We start from the raw sequence: 16,778 nt of genomic DNA on the forward strand, positions 1-16,778 counted from the left end.
ATGACGAAAGCAGGTATGCCTGAAAGTGTGCGTATTGCCTGAAAACACAACCCGCTACGGGGGAGACTTACCCGAAATCTGATTTATTCAACAAAGCCGCGTTATCGCGTAATTGCGCTCGATCTTGACGGTACCCTGCTCACGCCGGGGAAAACTATCCTGCCAGAATCCCTGGCGGCCCTGGCGCAAGCTCGCCAGGCGGGGTACCAGGTGCTGATCGTTACCGGTCGCCATCACGTCGCTATTCATCCTTTTTATCAGGCACTGGCGCTGGATACACCTGCAATTTGCTGTAATGGCACTTATTTGTATGATTATCACGCTAAAAAAGTGTTAGCCGCCGACCCGCTGGCGGCGGATCAGGCACTGCAACTGATTGACCTGCTGGACGATCACCATATCCACGGCCTGATGTACATTGATGACGCGATGGTTTATGAAACCAGTACCGGCCACGTAGAACGCACCCGGAAATGGGCCGAACAATTACCGCAAGCCCAGCGCCCGGTATTCCGCCAGGTGGACTCCCTGCGCCAGACGGCACGGGACGCCCAGGCCATCTGGAAATTCGCCCTTACCGACCCCAGCAATGACAAGCTCAACCACTTCACCAAGAACGTTGAAAGCCAGCTCGGGCTGGCCTGTGAATGGTCATGGCATGATCAGGTTGATATTGCCCGCCAGGGCAACAGCAAAGGCAACCGCCTGGCCCAGTGGGCCGCCGCAGAAGGGATAGGGATGGATGAGATTGTCGCCTTCGGTGATAACTACAACGACATCAGCATGCTGCAACATGTCGGCCTCGGGGTGGCAATGGGCAATGCGGACGACGCGGTCAAAGCCCATGCGCAAGTGGTGATCGACGATAATACCCAGCCCGGCATTGCCACCCTGCTGCGCCAGCGCCTGCTGTAATCAGGGCGCTATCGACACGCTTTTAATTTGGGCGTAAAGCGCCAGGCCCGGGGTGATATTCAGTTCATCCCGGGCCCAGGGCGTGATTCGTCCCCACAGGGCCACCCCGCCAATATCCAGGTTCACATCCACCTGGCCACCCTCCTCATAGCACGCCACCACCCGGGCCGGGAGCACATTACGGATACTGGTCTGGCGGGGCACCGTCAGCGCCAGTGAAACATCCGTAGACTGGATACGTATCCGCACGGTACTGCCCAGGGGCTTATCCAGGCGCGGCACCCACAACTGCAGCCCCCCCACCGCCAGCGCGGTCATGGCATAGCTGTCATGCTGGGCGGCCAGGGTGGTCTTCAGTACAGTACTTTGCTGCTCTTTGGGCAGCCACGGATGCATCACCCGGCTGCCCCAGACGGTTTCCAGCGGGCCAAACGCTTTCACCGCGCCGTTATCCAGCACCAGAACGTTATCCGCCAGGTGGAGGATCTCCTCCAGAGAATGGCTGACATACAGCATCGGGATATGGATCTCCCGGGCCAGGGTTTGCAGGTAAGGCAGTAGTTCACGCTTACGCGGCACATCAAGAGAGGCCAGCGGCTCATCCAGCAACAGCAACTCCGGGGCGGTCAGTAACGCCCGGCCAATGGCCACTCGCTGCTTCTCCCCCCCGGACAAACTCCAGGGGAAACGGCCAAGCAACGGCGCAATGCCCAGCAGCGCCACCAGCTTATCGAACTGTGCCGCCATCTGCGGCGCCATGCCGTAGCACAGGTTGCCCCGCACCCGGTAATGGGGAAACAGCCGGGCATCCTGGAAGACATAACCAATACGCCGCTGTTCCGGGGGGAGTATCACCCCGGCGGCGGTGTCGTTCAGCACCCGGCCATTCAGCCGGATGGTGCCCTGCTCGGGCCGGGTCAGCCCGCTGATGGCATTGATCAGCGAGGTTTTACCGGCACCGGATACCCCAAAAACCGCCGTGATCCCGGTGGCCGGCAGGGTTTCATTAACCCGCAGGCAGTGGTTGCCCAGGGTTTGGGTAAAATTCAGTTCCAGCATCAGGACACTCCGGTTATCCGTTTGCGGCTCAGCCGGGCCAGCCATTCAGAGACCAGCAGCGAGACCAGAGCGAGAATAATCGAGATAACACACAGCCGGGCGGCCGCGCTCTCCCCGCCGGGGATCTGAATCAAGGTATACATGGCGGAAGGAATGGTGCGGGTTTCTCCGGGAATATTCGAGACAAACGTAATGGTGGCGCCGAACTCCCCGAGGGAGCGGGCAAACCCCAGCACGGTACCGACAATAATCCCCGGCAGGGTCAGCGGTAAGGTGATGGTAAAAAAGACCCGCCAGCGCCCGGCCCCCAGGGTACGGGCCGCCTGTTCAAGACGGATGTCTACCCCCTCCAGCCCGAGCCGGATAGCCCGCACCATCAGGGGAAAAGACATCACCGCCGCCGCCAGCACCGCCCCGCGCCAGGAGAACGCAAAAGTTATCCCAAACCAGTCATACAGCCAGCTGCCGATAACCCCTCGCCGCCCCATCACCACCAGCAACAGATAGCCCACCACCACCGGCGGTAGCACCAGCGGCAGGTGAATAATGCTGTCCAGTAAAGATTTACCCGGGAACCGGCAGCGCACCAGTACCCAGGCAATCAGGATGCCGAAGGGCAAACTGGTGACCACCGCCAGAGAGGAGACTTTCAGGCTCAGCAGTACCGCCTGCCACTCCGGGTCCGTGAGTATCATTGCTGGGTGGTAAAGCCGTATTGTTTAAAAATCGCCGCCGCCTGTGGCCCTTTCAGATACTGATAAAACCCTTCCACCGTGGCATTGGCGTGATCTTTGGTGATAGCCATGGGGTATTCCACTTTCGGATGAGAATCTTCCGGGAAGGTCCCCACCACTTTGACACCTTTACTGGCTACCGCATCAGAACCGTACACCACGCCGAGGGGCGCTTCATTACGTTCCACCAGCGCCAGGGCACCACGAACATCTTCTGCCGGTGCCAGTGACGGCGCGACGCTGTTCCAGGCGCCCAGTTTTTCAAACGCCTGTTTAGCGTAGATCCCGGCGGGAACATGCTCAGGATCACCCACCGCCAGGCGGCCACCGTTAAGCAGTGATTGCCAGCGGGTAGAGGTATTAATCACGATATCATGCTGCTGGCTCGCTTTCGGCGCCACCAGTACCAGGCTGTTACCCAGCAGGGTTACCCGGGTATCGGTTTTGATAGCGTCTTTGCTGACCGCATAATCCATCCATTTTTGGTCCGCAGAGATAAACAGATCCGCCGGGGCACCGGCCTCAATCTGGCGGGCCAGGGTTGAAGATGAGGCAAACGACGAAACCACATCGACCTGTTTTTCTTTCTTATACTGTGCCGCAATATCCTGCATGGCATTGGTCAGCGACGCCGCCGCAAATACCGTTACCTTCCCCTGATCAGCCACTGCCTGGCCGGCGAAAAACACCGCGAGAACCATGCCTGATGCCATCAAGCCACGTGAACGTGCCATCCTAACCTCCTGTAATATCGTTATGTGCCGATAAATATAGCGGTATCCCACCAGCATGAAAAGCGACAAATTATCCCGCGAAACAATTACTCACCCGCAGCAGGCGTCTGGCCACTGTCGGTGCTAAATAGATTGATGTCGGTCAAAAAAAACGCTGGCGGCGGTGATGCTTTGTCGGCGGCACCCGGCGATAGCAGCGGTGATATTTTAGCCAAAATATGCTGGTAAAGATGCGTAAATCGTGAAATTATCGCGAATGATAACTAATAGCATTTACACCAAATAACCACTTGATTTGTATGACTATGATAACCGCCATCGTGTATCCAACAGCCAGCTCGGGCCTGATGGCCCCTGTCCACGTTGCTCGTCGTACATCGCCACCGGCCACCGCGCCGCGTCAATATACTTACCACCAGGGAAACCACGACCATGAACCAGCCAGTTAATACCCCACTGCCTGCTAAATACGCCCGGGATCTTGCCGCCGAACAAGGGATCAGCGAAGCCGAATACACCGCTGCCCGGCAGGGCAAGGACGCGGTAAGGCTGATCGGAGAGATCCCGGCGATCATCGCCGCCCTCGAAGCCGTGGGAGAAACAAAATGCATTTGCCGCAATGCCTATGCGGTCCACGAGCAGGTTGGGGCATTTACCAATCAGCATATCGGCAGCCGTGCCGGGCTGGTGCTCAACCCCCGGGCCCTGGATCTGCGCCTGTTTGTTACCCAGTGGGCCAGCATATTCGCCCTCCACGAACATACCCCGCGGGGTGAGCGGCGCAGTATTCAGTTTTTTGATAACCAGGGGGATGCGGTGCTGAAGGTTTATGCCACCGGGCAAACCAACCTCACCGCATGGGAGGAGGTAGTTACCCGCTTTACCGCCGCCACGCCACCGCCGTTATCCGTTACCCCGGCCCGGCCGGTGGAGTACGCCGCCTGCGCGGATAGTGCCGCCCTGGAAAGCGCCTGGCGCGCCATGACCGATGTACACCAGTTCTTCACCCTGCTGAAAAAACACAACCTGTCGCGCCAGCAAGCCTTTCGTCTGGTGCCGGACTATCTGGCCCGCCAGGTCAGCAATGATACCCTCCCCCGGCTACTGGACACGGTTTGGCAGGACGCCAATGAAATCATGATTTTCGTGGGCAATCGCGGCTGCGTACAAATCTTCAGTGGCCCGCTGGAAAAGCAGGTATCCGGGGAGGGCTGGCTGAATATCTTTAACCCGCAATTCACCCTGCACCTGCGGGAAACGGCGATTGCCGAAAGCTGGATCACCCGTAAACCCACCATTGACGGCCATGTCACCAGCCTGGAATTGTTTGCCGCCGACGGTACGCAAATTGCGCAGCTGTACGGCCAGCGCAGTGAGGGCATGCCGGAACAGGCCCAGTGGCGCCAGCAGATCGATGCGGTCCCCTCTGCGGGTAAAACCGCATGAAAAGGTGGTGGCTGTTGCTGGCAGCACTGCCCCTGTTCACCGCAGCCGCCAGTGACCGGGTGGTCTCACTGGGCGGGGATGTCACAGAGATTGTCTATGGCCTTGACGCCCAGAATACGCTGGTGGGGCGCGACACAACCAGTACCTGGCCTGAGGCGGCCAACAGCCTGCCGAATGTCGGCTACCTGCGCCAGCTAAACGCCGAGGGGATCCTTGCGCTGCGCCCGACGCTGGTGCTGGCCAGCGCCCAGGCCCAGCCCTCCCAGGTGCTCACTATTGTGGCCGACAATAACGTCAGGCTGGTGACCGTGCCCGGTGGCTATAGCCTGGCAGCTATTGGCCAGAAAATTGACGTGATTGCCGCCGCCCTGGGGAAAGCGGACCGGGGTGCGGCGCTGCACCGCCAGCTGGAGCGCGAGATAGCCGCGCTCCATGCCCCTGCGCTTAATAAACGGGTGATGTTCCTGCTCAGCCACGGCGGTATGGGGACCCTGGTCTCCGGCCAGCAGACCGCTGCGGATGCCGCCATTCGGGCCGCCGGCCTGCGTAATGCGATGCAGGGCTTTGACCACTACCGCCCCATGTCCCAGGAGGGGGTGATTGCCAGCCAGCCGGATCTGATTGTTATCTCTGCCGACGGGGTCAAGGCCCTTGGTGGTGAGGCGAATATCTGGCGGTTACCCGGCCTTGCCCAGACCCCCGCCGGGCGTAATAAACAGGTGATGATTGTTGATGACGTGGCCTTGTTGAGCTTTGGCCTGCGCACCCCTGGCGCTATCCAGGCACTGCGCCATTACGCGGAGCGCCTGCCCTGATGCCCTCCACCGTAACCCGTTACTTATGGGCCCTGCTGGCCGTATTGCTGGGGGCGACGGCCCTGGCCTCCACCCAGGGTGCCATACACCTGCCGCTAACCAGCCTGTGGCTGCCGGAAAATGACGCCCTGCGCCGTATCTGGCTGACTGTCCGCCTGCCCCGGGTGCTGCTGGCGTTGCTGGTGGGGGCTGCCCTGGCGCTGTCCGGCTGCGTGATGCAGGGGCTGTTCCGCAACCCGCTGGCGGACCCGGGGCTGCTGGGGATCAGTAGCGGTGCGGCCCTGGCGGTGGCCTGCTGGCTGGTGCTGCCGCTGTCGCTACCGGCCCTGGTGGCGCTGTACGCTCCGATGGTGGCGGCGTTTTTCGGCAGCCTGGTGGTGATGGTGGTGATATTTATCCTGAGCCGGGCCGGGAACAGCACCCTCACCCGGCTGTTATTGGTGGGGATCGCCATTAACGCGCTGTGTGGCGCCGCCATCGGGCTGTTGTCGTGGCTCAGCAGTGATACCCAGCTACGCCAGCTTTCGCTATGGGGAATGGGCAGCCTGGGCCAGGCCCAGTGGTCTACCCTGGCGGTAGGCGCCACCCTGATCCTGCCGGCAGCTGCGGCGATAGGACGGCTGGCCAGCCAGCTCAATGTGCTGCAACTGGGTGATGAAGAGGCCCACTACCTGGGGATCAATGTGCGTCGCCTTCAGCGCCTGCTTTTATTGTGCAGTGCGCTGCTGGTCGCCGTGGCCGTGGCCATTAGCGGCATTATCGGGTTTGTTGGCCTTGTGGTTCCCCACCTGATGCGCCTGTGGCTGGGGCCGGATCACCGGGGGGTTATCCCCGGCTCCCTGCTGGCGGGGGCGATACTGCTGTTGCTTGCCGATACAGTAGCCCGTACCGCCGTGGCCCCGGCAGAAATGCCGGTGGGATTGCTGACCAGCCTGCTGGGGGCCCCCTGGTTCCTGTGGCTGATTTTTCGCCAGGGGGATCGTTAATATGTCCGCCCTGAGCGCCACCCATTTACAGTTACAGCGAGGGGGCCGCCCGCTGATTGATGACGTCTCCCTCAACTTGCCGCCGGGGGAGTTACTGGCCCTGATTGGCCCCAATGGCGCAGGGAAATCCACCCTGTTACGGTTACTCAGCGGCTACCTGCCCCCGGACAGCGGCCGCTGTTTACTGGAGAACCGCCCGCTGGCCCAGTGGCCTGCGCAGGCGTTGGCCCGCCGCCGGGCGGTGATGCTGCAGCAAACCCGGCTGGCATTTGACTGGCCGGTGGCCGCGATTATTGCCATGGGCAGGGCCCCCTGGGGCAACCAGCAAAACCGCGATATTGTTGAGCATGTTAGCGCGCTGACCGGCTGCCAGGCGCTGCATCACCGCCGCTATATCACCCTCTCCGGGGGGGAACAACAGCGGGTACAATTGGCCCGTAGCCTGGCACAGCTCTGGCAGGATGACGGCCCCCGGGGCTGGTTGTTCCTCGATGAACCCACCTCCGCCCTTGATCTCTACCACCAGCAGCAGTTGTTACGGCTGCTGAAATCCCTGACCCTCCGGGGGCAGCTGCATGTTTGTGTGGTGTTGCATGATCTTAATCTGGCGTCGCGCTGGGCGGACCGTATTCTGCTGCTGCACAGCGGTAAACTGGTGGCCCAGGGAGCGCCACAGGCGGTGATTCGGGAAGACGTTATCCGGCGCTGGTACGGTGCGGAAGTGTCAATTACCCCCGGGCCCGATAACCGCCCGCAGGTATTTTTATGCGCCTGACGGCGCGGCTGGCTAACGACAGAGACAAAAATGCCCGGTATTCAGACCGGGCATTTCAGCGCATTAACGCTGCTGGCTGCTGGAATCACGGTGTCCGATTTTAGACAACACGTTAAACACTTCCCCCAGACCATAAATCAGCCCCAGGATAATCGCCATCACGATGGGCACCATGATGACAGCAGTAACCATACTTTTTAATAGTTCTAACATGGATGCCTCCGGCAACAATATACAAGGGCGTTATTTTAACGATTATAACAGGAAACGCACTCTCCTTTTGTGCGCCCCCTCCCGGCCCGCTGGACGCCCTGCACCGGTCAGGTAAAATAGCGTTTTTGCGTTACCGGGAACAACACCATGCAAGCCGAAATTCTTCTCACCCTGAAACTTCAGGATCGGCTGTTTGCCGATCCGCGCCGCATTGCGCTACTCAAACAGATAGACCATACCGGGTCCATCAGCCAGGGAGCGAAACTTGCCAGCATCAGCTATAAAAGCGCCTGGGACGCGATTAACGAGATGAACCAGCTGACCGAGCAGCCGATCGTTGATCGCGCCACCGGCGGTAAAGGCGGCGGCGGCGCCGTATTAACCCCTTACGGGCGACGCTTGATCCAGCTTTATGATCTGCTGGCCCAGATCCAGCAAAAAGCGTTTGACGTCTTACAAGACGACGCACTGCCGCTGGATAGCCTGCTGGCGGCGATTTCCCGGTTCTCATTACAGACCAGCGCCCGCAATCAGTTATTCGGTACCGTACTCGAACGGGATAACCAGCAGGTCCAGCAGCATGTTGAGATCCTGCTGGCGGACGGCGCCACCCACCTGAAAGCCGCCATTACCCAGCGCAGCGGTGAGCGACTGGGGCTGAATGCCGGTAAAGAGGTGCTGGTGCTTATCAAAGCCCCCTGGGTACAGGTCTGCCGGGATACGCACCAGGCCGTACTGGCGGATAATCAGCTCCCCGCGCTCATCACCAGCATTCAGGCCGGTGATGAGCAGTGTGAGGTCTTGCTCGCCCTGCCCGATGGCCAGACCCTGTGCGCTACGGTCCCGGCGAGCCGGGTAGAACAGGAGCAACTCGCCTGTGGCCAGCAGGTCACCGCCTATTTTAATGCCGACGAAGTGATTATCGCGACACTCTGCTAACGCCTGTGCCACCATTGACAAAGCGCCTGTGGTCACGTATCCCTGTCATTCTGTGATGCATAAAATGGGATACATAATGGCTACATTGCAAATTTCGCAAGGCACGTTGCGCATTAGCGACACCCGCGTGCTGACCATTGCCGACTTACAGATTCATCAAGGCGAAAGCTGGGCGTTTGTCGGCAGCAACGGCAGCGGGAAGTCCGCCCTGGCCTGCGCGCTGGCCGGTGAACTGCCGCTGCTGCGCGGGGAGCGCCAGTGCAGCTTCCAGCGTATTGCCCGCCTGTCCTTCGAACAGTTACAAAAGCTGGTGAATGATGAATGGCAGCGTAACAATACCGACCTGCTCAGCGCCGGGGAAGACGATACCGGCCGCACCGCCCGCGAAATTATTCAAGAGTACGCCGCCGATCCGGTGCGCTGCCAGCACCTGGCCGACCGTTTTGGTATTGCGCACCTGCTGGACCGCCGTTTTAAATACCTCTCTACCGGAGAAACCCGTAAAACCCTGCTGTGCCAGGCCCTGATGGCCCAGCCAGATTTGCTGGTGTTTGATGAACCTTTTGATGGCCTCGATGTGGGCTCCCGCCAGCAACTGGCCGCCCTGTTACAGGAACTGCATCAGCAGGGCTACACCCTGGCGCTGGTGCTGAACCGTTTTGATGATATCCCGGATTTTATTCAACACGCCGGTGTCCTGGCCGAGTGTACGCTGGTGGAGACCGGCAGCAAAACAGCCCTGCTGGACCAGGCGCTGATTGCCCAACTGGCCCACAGCGAAAAGCTGGCCGGGACAGCTATCCCGGCGGCCGACAACCCTCAGCAGGTCTACCGCCAGCAGCCAGATGAACCGCGCATTATCCTGCGCGACGGGGTGGTGTCTTACAACGACAGCCCGGTTCTGCATCACCTGAACTGGACGGTCAATCCCGGGGAGCACTGGCAAATTGTCGGCCCTAACGGCGCCGGGAAGTCCACCCTGCTAAGCCTGGTCACCGGCGATCATCCCCAGGGGTACAGTAATGATTTGACCCTGTTTGGCCGCCGCCGCGGCAGTGGCGAGACCATCTGGGACATTAAAAAACATATTGGCTACGTGAGCAGCAGCCTTCACCTCGACTACCGGGTGAGCAGCTCAGTGCTGAACGTGATAATCTCCGGTTTTTTTGACTCCATCGGGATTTACCAGGCCGTCTCGGAGCGCCAGCAACAGCTGGCCCGCCAGTGGCTGGCGCTGCTTGGCATAACGGACGCTAATCAGCCTTTTCAGCGCCTTTCCTGGGGGCAACAGCGGCTGGTGCTGATAGCCCGGGCGCTGGTAAAACACCCGACCTTGCTGATCCTCGATGAGCCATTACAGGGGCTGGACCCGCTCAACCGCCAGCTGGTGCGGCGCTTTGTGGATATCATGATTGGTGAGGGGGATACCCAGCTGCTTTTTGTCTCCCACCATGCGGAAGACGCCCCTGCCTGCATCACCCATCGGTTAACATTTGTACCGGATAACCAGTGTTACCGTTACCAGCAGGAAACCCTCATCCCCTGATAAACACGGGGTTCGCTGAACCCCATGATTTTCGGAAAAAACGCATCACGCCAGTAAATTATCCCGCTATACTAGGACGTTATCTGATTTTTTATCCTGATCACAGCTAGTGTAAACGATTTCACTAATATGCTGCATATCACACTTTTGCCCATTCTGTTATGCTATGGTTATTTCAACCCATAAGCCTAATGGAGCAAATATGAAAGTTCTGGTAACGGGTGGTAGCGGTTACATTGGTAGCCACACTTGTGTACAACTGCTGCAAAATAACCATGACGTTGTCATCCTCGATAACCTGTGCAACAGCAAGCACAGCGTTCTGCCAGTCATCGAACGCCTCGGCGGCAAAAAACCGCTGTTTGTGGAAGGTGATATCCGTGATGAAGCCCTGCTGGGCCGCGTCTTCAGCGAGCATAACATCGACGCAGTGATCCACTTCGCCGGCCTCAAGGCGGTGGGTGAGTCAGTCAGTAAGCCGCTGGAATACTACGACAACAACGTTAACGGTACCCTGCGCCTGGTGTCCGCCATGCGGGCCGCCAATGTCACCAACTTTATTTTCAGCTCCTCGGCCACGGTATACGGCGATCAGCCACAGATCCCGTATGTCGAAAGTTTCCCGACCGGTCAGCCTGCCAGCCCTTATGGCCGCAGCAAGCTGATGGTGGAACAGATCCTGACTGACCTGCAACACGCCTGCCCGGAATTCAGTATCGCCCTGCTGCGCTACTTTAACCCGGTTGGCGCGCATCCGTCAGGAGACATGGGGGAAGATCCGCAAGGTATCCCGAACAACCTGATGCCATATATCGCCCAGGTTGCCGTAGGGCGTCGCGAATCGCTGGCGGTGTTTGGTAACGATTACCCTACCGAAGACGGTACCGGTGTTCGTGACTATATCCACGTGATGGACCTGGCTGATGGCCATGTTGCTGCCATGCAGCAGTTAGCCAATAAAGCCGGTGTCCATATCTACAACCTTGGTGCCGGTATCGGCAGCAGTGTGCTGGATGTGGTGAATGCCTTCAGTAAAGCCTGTGGCAAACCGGTGGCCTACCACTTTGCCCCGCGTCGCGATGGCGACCTGCCGGCTTACTGGGCGGATGCCAGTAAAGCGGATCAGGAACTCAACTGGCGTGTTACCCGTTCGCTTCAGGAAATGGCTGATGACACCTGGCGCTGGCAATCACGTCACCCACAAGGTTATCCCGATTAAAGATTAAGGAACTACAATGGCGCGTTTTAATCCCGTCGATCACCCACATCGCCGTTACAACCCCCTCAAAGGGGAATGGATTTTAGTTTCACCCCACCGCGCCAAGCGCCCCTGGCAAGGGGCGCAAGAAGCCCCGGCCACACAATCCCTGCCGTCCCACGATCCGGACTGTTATCTGTGCCCGGGCAACCTGCGGGTCAGCGGGGACCGCAACCCGGATTACACCGGAACATATGTGTTCACCAATGATTTCGCCGCCTTAATGACCGATACCCCGGATGCGCCGGAAAGCGACGATCCGCTGATGCGCTGCCAAAGCGCCCGCGGAACCAGCCGGGTTATCTGCTTCTCTCCGGATCACAGCAAAACCCTGCCGCAGCTCTCTGTACCGGCCCTGGAAGAGGTGGTCACCACCTGGCAGCAACAGACGGCCGACCTCGGCCAGCACTATCCCTGGGTACAGGTATTCGAAAATAAAGGCGCGGCGATGGGGTGCTCAAACCCCCATCCCCACGGTCAGGTCTGGGCCAACAGCTTCCTGCCCAATGAGATAGCCCGGGAAGACCAGCACCAGCGCGACTATTACCGCCAGCACGGCGCCCCGCTGCTGATGGACTACGTACAGCGCGAACTGGCCGACGGTAGCCGTACCGTGGTGGAAACCGAATTCTGGCTGGCGGTGGTGCCTTATTGGGCTGCCTGGCCGTTCGAAACCCTGCTGTTACCGAAAATGCCGGTACTGCGTATTACTGATCTGACGGCGGCCCAGCGCCACGATCTCGCCATTGCGCTGAAGAAGCTGACCACCCGTTATGACAACCTGTTCCAGTGTTCCTTCCCTTACTCCATGGGATGGCACGGCGCCCCGTTTAACGGTGAGGACAACGCACACTGGCAGTTGCACGCCCACTTTTATCCGCCGCTGCTGCGCTCGGCAACGGTACGTAAATTTATGGTCGGGTATGAGATGCTGGCGGAAACCCAGCGCGATCTGACTGCAGAACAAGCCGCCGAACGCCTGCGCGCGGTCAGCGAGATCCATTATCGCGAATCCGGAGAACAATAATGACCCTGAAAGAGAACACCACTGCCCTGTTTGCCGACCATTTTGGTTACCCCACCACCCACACTATCCAGGCCCCTGGCCGGGTAAACCTTATCGGCGAACACACTGACTATAACGACGGTTTTGTCCTGCCCTGCGCCATTGATTACCAAACGGTGATCAGTTGTGCCGCCCGCGACGACCGCGAAGTGCGGGTTATTGCCGCCGATTATGATAATCAGTCAGATAGTTTTTCTCTGGATGCGCCTATCCTGAGCCACGACACCCAGCAGTGGTCGAACTATGTTCGCGGGGTGGTAAAACACCTGCAAAAACGTAACCCTGATTTTGGCGGTGCTGATCTGGTGATCAGCGGTAATGTCCCGCAAGGGGCCGGGCTAAGCTCTTCGGCCTCTCTGGAAGTGGCCGTAGGTAAAGTCTTCCAGACTCTGTATCACCTGCCCCTCGACGGCGCCCAGCTGGCTCTGAATGGCCAGGAAGCGGAAAACCAGTTCGTGGGCTGTAACTGTGGGATCATGGACCAGTTGATTTCCGCCCTGGGCAAAAAAGATCACGCCCTGCTGATCGACTGCCGCACCCTCGGCACCAAAGCCGTCCCGATGCCAAAAGGGGTCGCGGTGGTTATCATTAACAGTAACTTTAAACGCACCCTGGTGGGCAGCGAATACAATACCCGTCGTGAGCAGTGCGAAACCGGTGCCCGGTTCTTCGAGGCAGCCGCACTGCGTGATGTGACCCTCGAGCAATTTAACCGCGTGGCCCACGCGCTGGACCCGGTTGTGGCCAAACGCGTACGCCACGTACTAACCGAGAACGCCCGTACCGAGCAAGCAGCGGTTGCCCTGGCTAACGGCGATCTCAAACTGATGGGCCGCCTGATGGCCGAGTCCCACGCCTCTATGCGCGATGATTTTGAAATCACGGTTGAGCAAATTGATACCCTGGTGGACATTGTGAAGGCGACCATTGGGGATGAAGGCGGCGTGCGCATGACCGGGGGGGGTTTTGGGGGCTGTATTGTCGCCCTGGTGCCGGAAGAGAAAGTCGACAGCGTGCGTCAGGCCGTGGCTGAGCAGTATCACGCCAAGACCGGTATCAAAGAGACATTTTATGTCTGCACCGCATCAGAAGGAGCCGGACAGTGCTAAAAGAAACACCACAGCTCGCCCCGGATGGGCAGCCTTTCCGGCTGTCGACCCTGCGTAACCAGGCGGGTGCTGTTGTTACCATGATGGACTGGGGAGCGACCCTGCTCTCCTGCCGTATTCCGCTGCGCGACGGCAGCGTACGCGAGACGCTGCTCGGCTGCCCCAGCCCGGAACACTACCTGGCACAAAGTGCGTTTCTCGGCGCCAGCGTTGGCCGCTATGCCAACCGTATTGCCAACAGCCAGTACACCCACCAGGGGGAGACTGTGCATCTGGCCCCCAGCCAGGGCGATAACCAGCTACACGGTGGCCCCGAAGGTTTTGACAAACGGCGCTGGCGTATTCTGCGCCTCAACACCAGCGAAGTGCTCTATACCCTCGACTCGCCGGATGGCGACCAGGGCTTCCCGGGTAATTTCCGCGTCACGGCGCTGTATCAATTGACCGAAGATAACCGCATTCGCATTCAGTTTACTGCCTGGTGTGATAAAACCTGCCCGGTTAACCTGACCAACCACGCGTATTTCAATCTCGACGCAGAGCCTGGCGATGCCCGGGAGCACCAGCTCCAGTTACTGGCGGATCAGTATCTGCCGGTAGATGCTGGCGGTATTCCCCGGCGCGGGCTGGCAGACGTGGCCAACACCAGTTTTGATTTCCGGACGCCAAAAACCATCAGCAGCGCATTTTTATCGGATGCCGATCAGCAGGCGGTAAACGGCTATGATCACGCCTGGCTGTTGAATGCCCGGGGTGATGCCACACAGCCCGCGGCTCATCTGTGGTCCCGGGATCGCCGCCTGAAGTTAAGCGTCTACACCAGCGCCCCGGCGTTACAGTTTTACGCCGGGAACTTCCTCGCGGGGACCCCGGCCAGGGAACAGGGTCAATACCAGAACTGGCAAGGACTGGCGCTGGAAAGCGAATTTTTGCCGGACAGCCCGAACCACCCGGAATGGCCTCAACCAGACTGTTTCCTGGCGCCGCAGCAGGAATATGTCAGCATCACCGAGTATCAGTTTACTGAGCAGTGACCTTACCGGCCCCCCGCCCTCCGGGGGGCACAATGTGCGCAAATCGCTGGAAATAACGCCACCTGCCAGCAAAAATCTAACCATCGCTTCACATCGGCCTTACAGTTCGGCGCTATTTTCGCTATGTTAATGGTTTATCGTTGCCACCCGCCGTACCGCGGCAATGCAATGATAACAGTTATCATTCACAACGGGTTATGAAGGAGTAATACTATGGCTGTTACTAAGCTGGTTCTGGTTCGTCACGGTGAAAGCCAGTGGAACAATGAAAACCGCTTCACCGGTTGGTACGATGTGGACCTGTCTGAGAAAGGCGTTGGCGAAGCCAAAGCCGCCGGTAAGCTGCTGAAAGCTGAAGGCTACAGCTTCGATTTTGCTTATACATCTGTGCTGAAACGTGCCATCCACACCCTGTGGAATATTCTCGATGAACTGGATCAAGACTGGCTGCCGGTTGAAAAATCCTGGAAACTGAACGAACGTCACTACGGCGCATTGCAGGGCCTTAACAAGGCGGAAACCGCAGCGAAATACGGCGATGACCAGGTTAAACAGTGGCGCCGTGGCTTTGCCGTGACCCCACCGGCACTGACCAAAGACGATGAACGCTATCCTGGCCACGATCCGCGTTATGCGAAGCTGACCGCCGAAGAGCTGCCGGTTACCGAAAGCCTGGCGCTGACCATTGATCGCGTGGTGCCGTACTGGGAAGAAACCATTCTGCCGCGCCTGAAAAGCGGTGAGCGCGTGATTGTTGCCGCCCACGGTAACTCCCTGCGCGCACTGGTAAAATATCTGGATAACATGGGTGAGAAAGAGATTATCGATCTCAACATCCCGACCGGGGTACCGTTGGTTTACGAATTTGACGAAAACTTCAAACCGGTAAAACACTACTATCTGGGTAACGCCGACGAAATCGCGGCCAAGGCCGCAGCAGTGGCGAACCAGGGTAAAGCAAAATAATGGTTTTTACTGGCTAAACAATGGCGATAAAAAAAGCGTGGCCCAGGTGGCCACGCTTTTTATATGCCTGACAGGCAGTACCGGGCGGCCGTTAGCCGCGACGCGCCTTGATTGCCGCCGCCAGCTGGCGCAGGACCCGATCAGTATCGTCCCAGCCGATGCAGGCATCGGTCACGCTCTTGCCGTAGACCAGCGGCTCACCGCTTTCCAGGGACTGATTGCCCTCGACCAGGTTACTTTCAATCATCACGCCAATAATGCTTTTTTCACCACCGGCGATCTGCTGGCTGACATCCTGCGACACGTCAAGCTGCTTTTTAAATTGCTTACAAGAGTTCGCGTGGCTGAAGTCTATCATCACCTGGGCCGGTAACTGGGCTTTTTCCAGCCCCTGTTTAACCGCCGCCACATGGGAGGCGCTGTAGTTTGGTTCTTTACCGCCACGCAGAATAATATGGCAGTCGCCGTTACCGCTGGTGTTCACAATCGCCGAATGACCCCATTTGGTGACCGACAGGAAGCAATGCGCGGCCCCGGCGGCATTGATAGCATCAATGGCCACTTTGATGGTGCCGTCAGTACCGTTTTTAAAACCGACCGGGCAGGAGAGCCCGGATGCCAGCTCCCGGTGCACCTGAGATTCGGTGGTGCGCGCACCAATGGCGCCCCAGCTCATCAGATCCGCCAGGTACTGCGGGGTTATCATATCGAGGAATTCACCGGCAGTCGGCAGGCCGAGATCGTTAATATCCAGCAGCAGCTTACGCGCAATACGCAGGCCATCATTAATCTGGTAGCTGCTATCCAGGTGCGGATCGTTAATCAGCCCTTTCCAGCCCACGGTGGTGCGCGGCTTTTCAAAATAGACCCGCATGACGATTTCCAGCTCGCCGGCCAGCTCCTGGCGCAGGGCCATCAGCCGGGTAGCATACTCTTGCGCCGCTTTGGTGTCGTGAATCGAACACGGGCCGATAATCACCAGTAAACGGTCATCATTCCCTTTGAGGATATTGTGAATCGCTTTGCGGGCTTTAGAGACGGTCTGTGCAGCGTGTTCCGTAGCGGGGAATTTCTCTAGTAATGCGACAGGCGGTAACAGTTCGTTAATCTCTTTGATGCGTAAATCGTCGTTCTGATAATTCATGATAATTCCAGTGGCCATAATACTGTTCTCAGTGCAATC

17 protein-coding genes are annotated in these 16,778 nt (G+C 58.5%); 12 read left to right on the forward strand and 5 right to left on the reverse strand.

The window, feature by feature from the left end; translation table 11 throughout:
- The first annotated feature begins 81 nt into the window (after positions 1 to 81).
- Positions 82 to 915 (forward strand): pyridoxal phosphatase, encoded by an 834-nt coding sequence (locus F9C28_RS05780; protein WP_199014397.1) that lies wholly within the window; start codon positions 82 to 84, stop codon positions 913 to 915.
- Here F9C28_RS05780 and modC read toward each other — a convergent pair whose 3' ends face one another.
- From modC to modA, 3 genes are read right to left on the reverse strand one after another with little or no spacing between them, the layout of a single operon-like run.
- The gene (modC, locus tag F9C28_RS05785; protein WP_199014291.1) at positions 916 to 1,974 is read right to left on the reverse strand and encodes a molybdenum ABC transporter ATP-binding protein ModC; all 1,059 of its coding nucleotides are present in this window, start codon (positions 1,972 to 1,974) and stop codon (positions 916 to 918) included.
- On the reverse strand, positions 1,974 to 2,669 hold the full coding sequence (gene modB / locus F9C28_RS05790) for a molybdate ABC transporter permease subunit (protein ID WP_199014292.1): 696 nt from the start codon (positions 2,667 to 2,669) through the stop codon (positions 1,974 to 1,976). Before modB ends, modC begins: the two co-directional genes overlap by 1 nt.
- Complete coding sequence (modA, locus tag F9C28_RS05795; RefSeq protein WP_199014293.1) at positions 2,666 to 3,442, reverse strand: molybdate ABC transporter substrate-binding protein; 777 nt, start codon at positions 3,440 to 3,442, stop codon at positions 2,666 to 2,668. Before modA ends, modB begins: the two co-directional genes overlap by 4 nt.
- A 432-nt stretch (positions 3,443 to 3,874) precedes the next feature.
- Between modA and F9C28_RS05800 the strand changes: the two genes are divergently transcribed.
- Genes F9C28_RS05800 through F9C28_RS05815 form a run of 4 tightly spaced genes read left to right on the forward strand, consistent with a single transcriptional unit; the run spans position 3,875 to position 7,464 of the window.
- The gene (locus tag F9C28_RS05800) at positions 3,875 to 4,888 is read left to right on the forward strand and encodes a hemin-degrading factor (RefSeq protein ID WP_199014294.1); all 1,014 of its coding nucleotides are present in this window, start codon (positions 3,875 to 3,877) and stop codon (positions 4,886 to 4,888) included.
- Positions 4,885 to 5,703 carry a heme/hemin ABC transporter substrate-binding protein gene (locus tag F9C28_RS05805; protein ID WP_199014295.1) on the forward strand — a complete coding sequence of 273 codons (819 nt, stop codon included), beginning with the start codon at positions 4,885 to 4,887 and terminating at the stop codon, positions 5,701 to 5,703. Before F9C28_RS05800 ends, F9C28_RS05805 begins: the two co-directional genes overlap by 4 nt.
- Positions 5,703 to 6,689 (forward strand): FecCD family ABC transporter permease, encoded by a 987-nt coding sequence (locus F9C28_RS05810; RefSeq protein ID WP_199014296.1) that lies wholly within the window; start codon positions 5,703 to 5,705, stop codon positions 6,687 to 6,689. The genes F9C28_RS05805 and F9C28_RS05810 overlap by 1 nt, the downstream gene beginning before the upstream one ends.
- A gap of 1 nt (position 6,690) precedes the next feature.
- Complete coding sequence (locus tag F9C28_RS05815) at positions 6,691 to 7,464, forward strand: heme ABC transporter ATP-binding protein (protein WP_199014297.1); 774 nt, start codon at positions 6,691 to 6,693, stop codon at positions 7,462 to 7,464.
- Between the two features lie 63 nt (positions 7,465 to 7,527).
- Here F9C28_RS05815 and F9C28_RS05820 read toward each other — a convergent pair whose 3' ends face one another.
- A complete protein-coding gene (locus tag F9C28_RS05820; protein WP_199014298.1) occupies positions 7,528 to 7,677 on the reverse strand; it encodes an AcrZ family multidrug efflux pump-associated protein in 150 nt (49 codons plus the stop codon).
- A 147-nt stretch (positions 7,678 to 7,824) separates the two neighbouring features.
- Between F9C28_RS05820 and modE the strand changes: the two genes are divergently transcribed.
- From modE to gpmA, 7 genes are all read left to right on the forward strand, one after another.
- Positions 7,825 to 8,616, forward strand: coding sequence for a molybdenum-dependent transcriptional regulator (gene modE, locus F9C28_RS05825; protein WP_199014299.1), 792 nt, complete (start codon positions 7,825 to 7,827; stop codon positions 8,614 to 8,616).
- A 76-nt stretch (positions 8,617 to 8,692) separates the two neighbouring features.
- Positions 8,693 to 10,162, forward strand: coding sequence for a molybdate ABC transporter ATP-binding protein ModF (modF, locus tag F9C28_RS05830; protein WP_199014300.1), 1,470 nt, complete (start codon positions 8,693 to 8,695; stop codon positions 10,160 to 10,162).
- A gap of 202 nt (positions 10,163 to 10,364) precedes the next feature.
- A complete protein-coding gene (gene galE, locus F9C28_RS05835; protein ID WP_199014301.1) occupies positions 10,365 to 11,381 on the forward strand; it encodes a UDP-glucose 4-epimerase GalE in 1,017 nt (338 codons plus the stop codon).
- Positions 11,382 to 11,397: 16 nt separating this feature from the next.
- Positions 11,398 to 12,447 carry a galactose-1-phosphate uridylyltransferase gene (gene galT / locus F9C28_RS05840; protein WP_199014302.1) on the forward strand — a complete coding sequence of 350 codons (1,050 nt, stop codon included), beginning with the start codon at positions 11,398 to 11,400 and terminating at the stop codon, positions 12,445 to 12,447.
- On the forward strand, positions 12,447 to 13,595 hold the full coding sequence (gene galK, locus F9C28_RS05845) for a galactokinase (protein WP_199014303.1): 1,149 nt from the start codon (positions 12,447 to 12,449) through the stop codon (positions 13,593 to 13,595). The genes galT and galK overlap by 1 nt, the downstream gene beginning before the upstream one ends.
- A complete protein-coding gene (gene galM, locus F9C28_RS05850) occupies positions 13,589 to 14,629 on the forward strand; it encodes a galactose-1-epimerase (protein ID WP_199014304.1) in 1,041 nt (346 codons plus the stop codon). The genes galK and galM overlap by 7 nt, the downstream gene beginning before the upstream one ends.
- Before the next feature lie 213 nt (positions 14,630 to 14,842).
- A complete protein-coding gene (gene gpmA, locus F9C28_RS05855; RefSeq protein WP_199014305.1) occupies positions 14,843 to 15,595 on the forward strand; it encodes a 2,3-diphosphoglycerate-dependent phosphoglycerate mutase in 753 nt (250 codons plus the stop codon).
- Between the two features lie 91 nt (positions 15,596 to 15,686).
- Here gpmA and aroG read toward each other — a convergent pair whose 3' ends face one another.
- Positions 15,687 to 16,739: a 3-deoxy-7-phosphoheptulonate synthase AroG gene (aroG, locus tag F9C28_RS05860; protein ID WP_199014306.1), complete on the reverse strand. Its 1,053-nt coding sequence runs from the start codon at positions 16,737 to 16,739 to the stop codon at positions 15,687 to 15,689.
- Positions 16,740 to 16,778 lie beyond the last annotated feature (39 nt).

This window comes from Shimwellia pseudoproteus, from assembly GCF_016415625.1.
GTDB classification, from domain to species: Bacteria; Pseudomonadota; Gammaproteobacteria; order Enterobacterales; family Enterobacteriaceae; genus Shimwellia; species Shimwellia pseudoproteus.

What these genes read in the sequence shown, in the direction of transcription:
- modF (WP_199014300.1), top strand. Translation starts at nt 8,693, where the DNA reads ATGGCTACATTGCAAATTTCGCAAGGCACGTTGCGCATTAGCGACACC.
- F9C28_RS05805 (WP_199014295.1), top strand. Translation starts at nt 4,885, where the DNA reads ATGAAAAGGTGGTGGCTGTTGCTGGCAGCACTGCCCCTGTTCACCGCA.
- aroG (WP_199014306.1), bottom strand. Translation starts at nt 16,739, where the DNA reads ATGAATTATCAGAACGACGATTTACGCATCAAAGAGATTAACGAACTG.
- F9C28_RS05800 (WP_199014294.1), top strand. Translation starts at nt 3,875, where the DNA reads ATGAACCAGCCAGTTAATACCCCACTGCCTGCTAAATACGCCCGGGAT.
- galT (WP_199014302.1), top strand. Translation starts at nt 11,398, where the DNA reads ATGGCGCGTTTTAATCCCGTCGATCACCCACATCGCCGTTACAACCCC.
- F9C28_RS05820 (WP_199014298.1), bottom strand. Translation starts at nt 7,677, where the DNA reads ATGTTAGAACTATTAAAAAGTATGGTTACTGCTGTCATCATGGTGCCC.
- galE (WP_199014301.1), top strand. Translation starts at nt 10,365, where the DNA reads ATGAAAGTTCTGGTAACGGGTGGTAGCGGTTACATTGGTAGCCACACT.
- modC (WP_199014291.1), bottom strand. Translation starts at nt 1,974, where the DNA reads ATGCTGGAACTGAATTTTACCCAAACCCTGGGCAACCACTGCCTGCGG.
- modE (WP_199014299.1), top strand. Translation starts at nt 7,825, where the DNA reads ATGCAAGCCGAAATTCTTCTCACCCTGAAACTTCAGGATCGGCTGTTT.
- F9C28_RS05810 (WP_199014296.1), top strand. Translation starts at nt 5,703, where the DNA reads ATGCCCTCCACCGTAACCCGTTACTTATGGGCCCTGCTGGCCGTATTG.
- modB (WP_199014292.1), bottom strand. Translation starts at nt 2,669, where the DNA reads ATGATACTCACGGACCCGGAGTGGCAGGCGGTACTGCTGAGCCTGAAA.
- galK (WP_199014303.1), top strand. Translation starts at nt 12,447, where the DNA reads ATGACCCTGAAAGAGAACACCACTGCCCTGTTTGCCGACCATTTTGGT.
- gpmA (WP_199014305.1), top strand. Translation starts at nt 14,843, where the DNA reads ATGGCTGTTACTAAGCTGGTTCTGGTTCGTCACGGTGAAAGCCAGTGG.
- modA (WP_199014293.1), bottom strand. Translation starts at nt 3,442, where the DNA reads ATGGCACGTTCACGTGGCTTGATGGCATCAGGCATGGTTCTCGCGGTG.
- F9C28_RS05815 (WP_199014297.1), top strand. Translation starts at nt 6,691, where the DNA reads ATGTCCGCCCTGAGCGCCACCCATTTACAGTTACAGCGAGGGGGCCGC.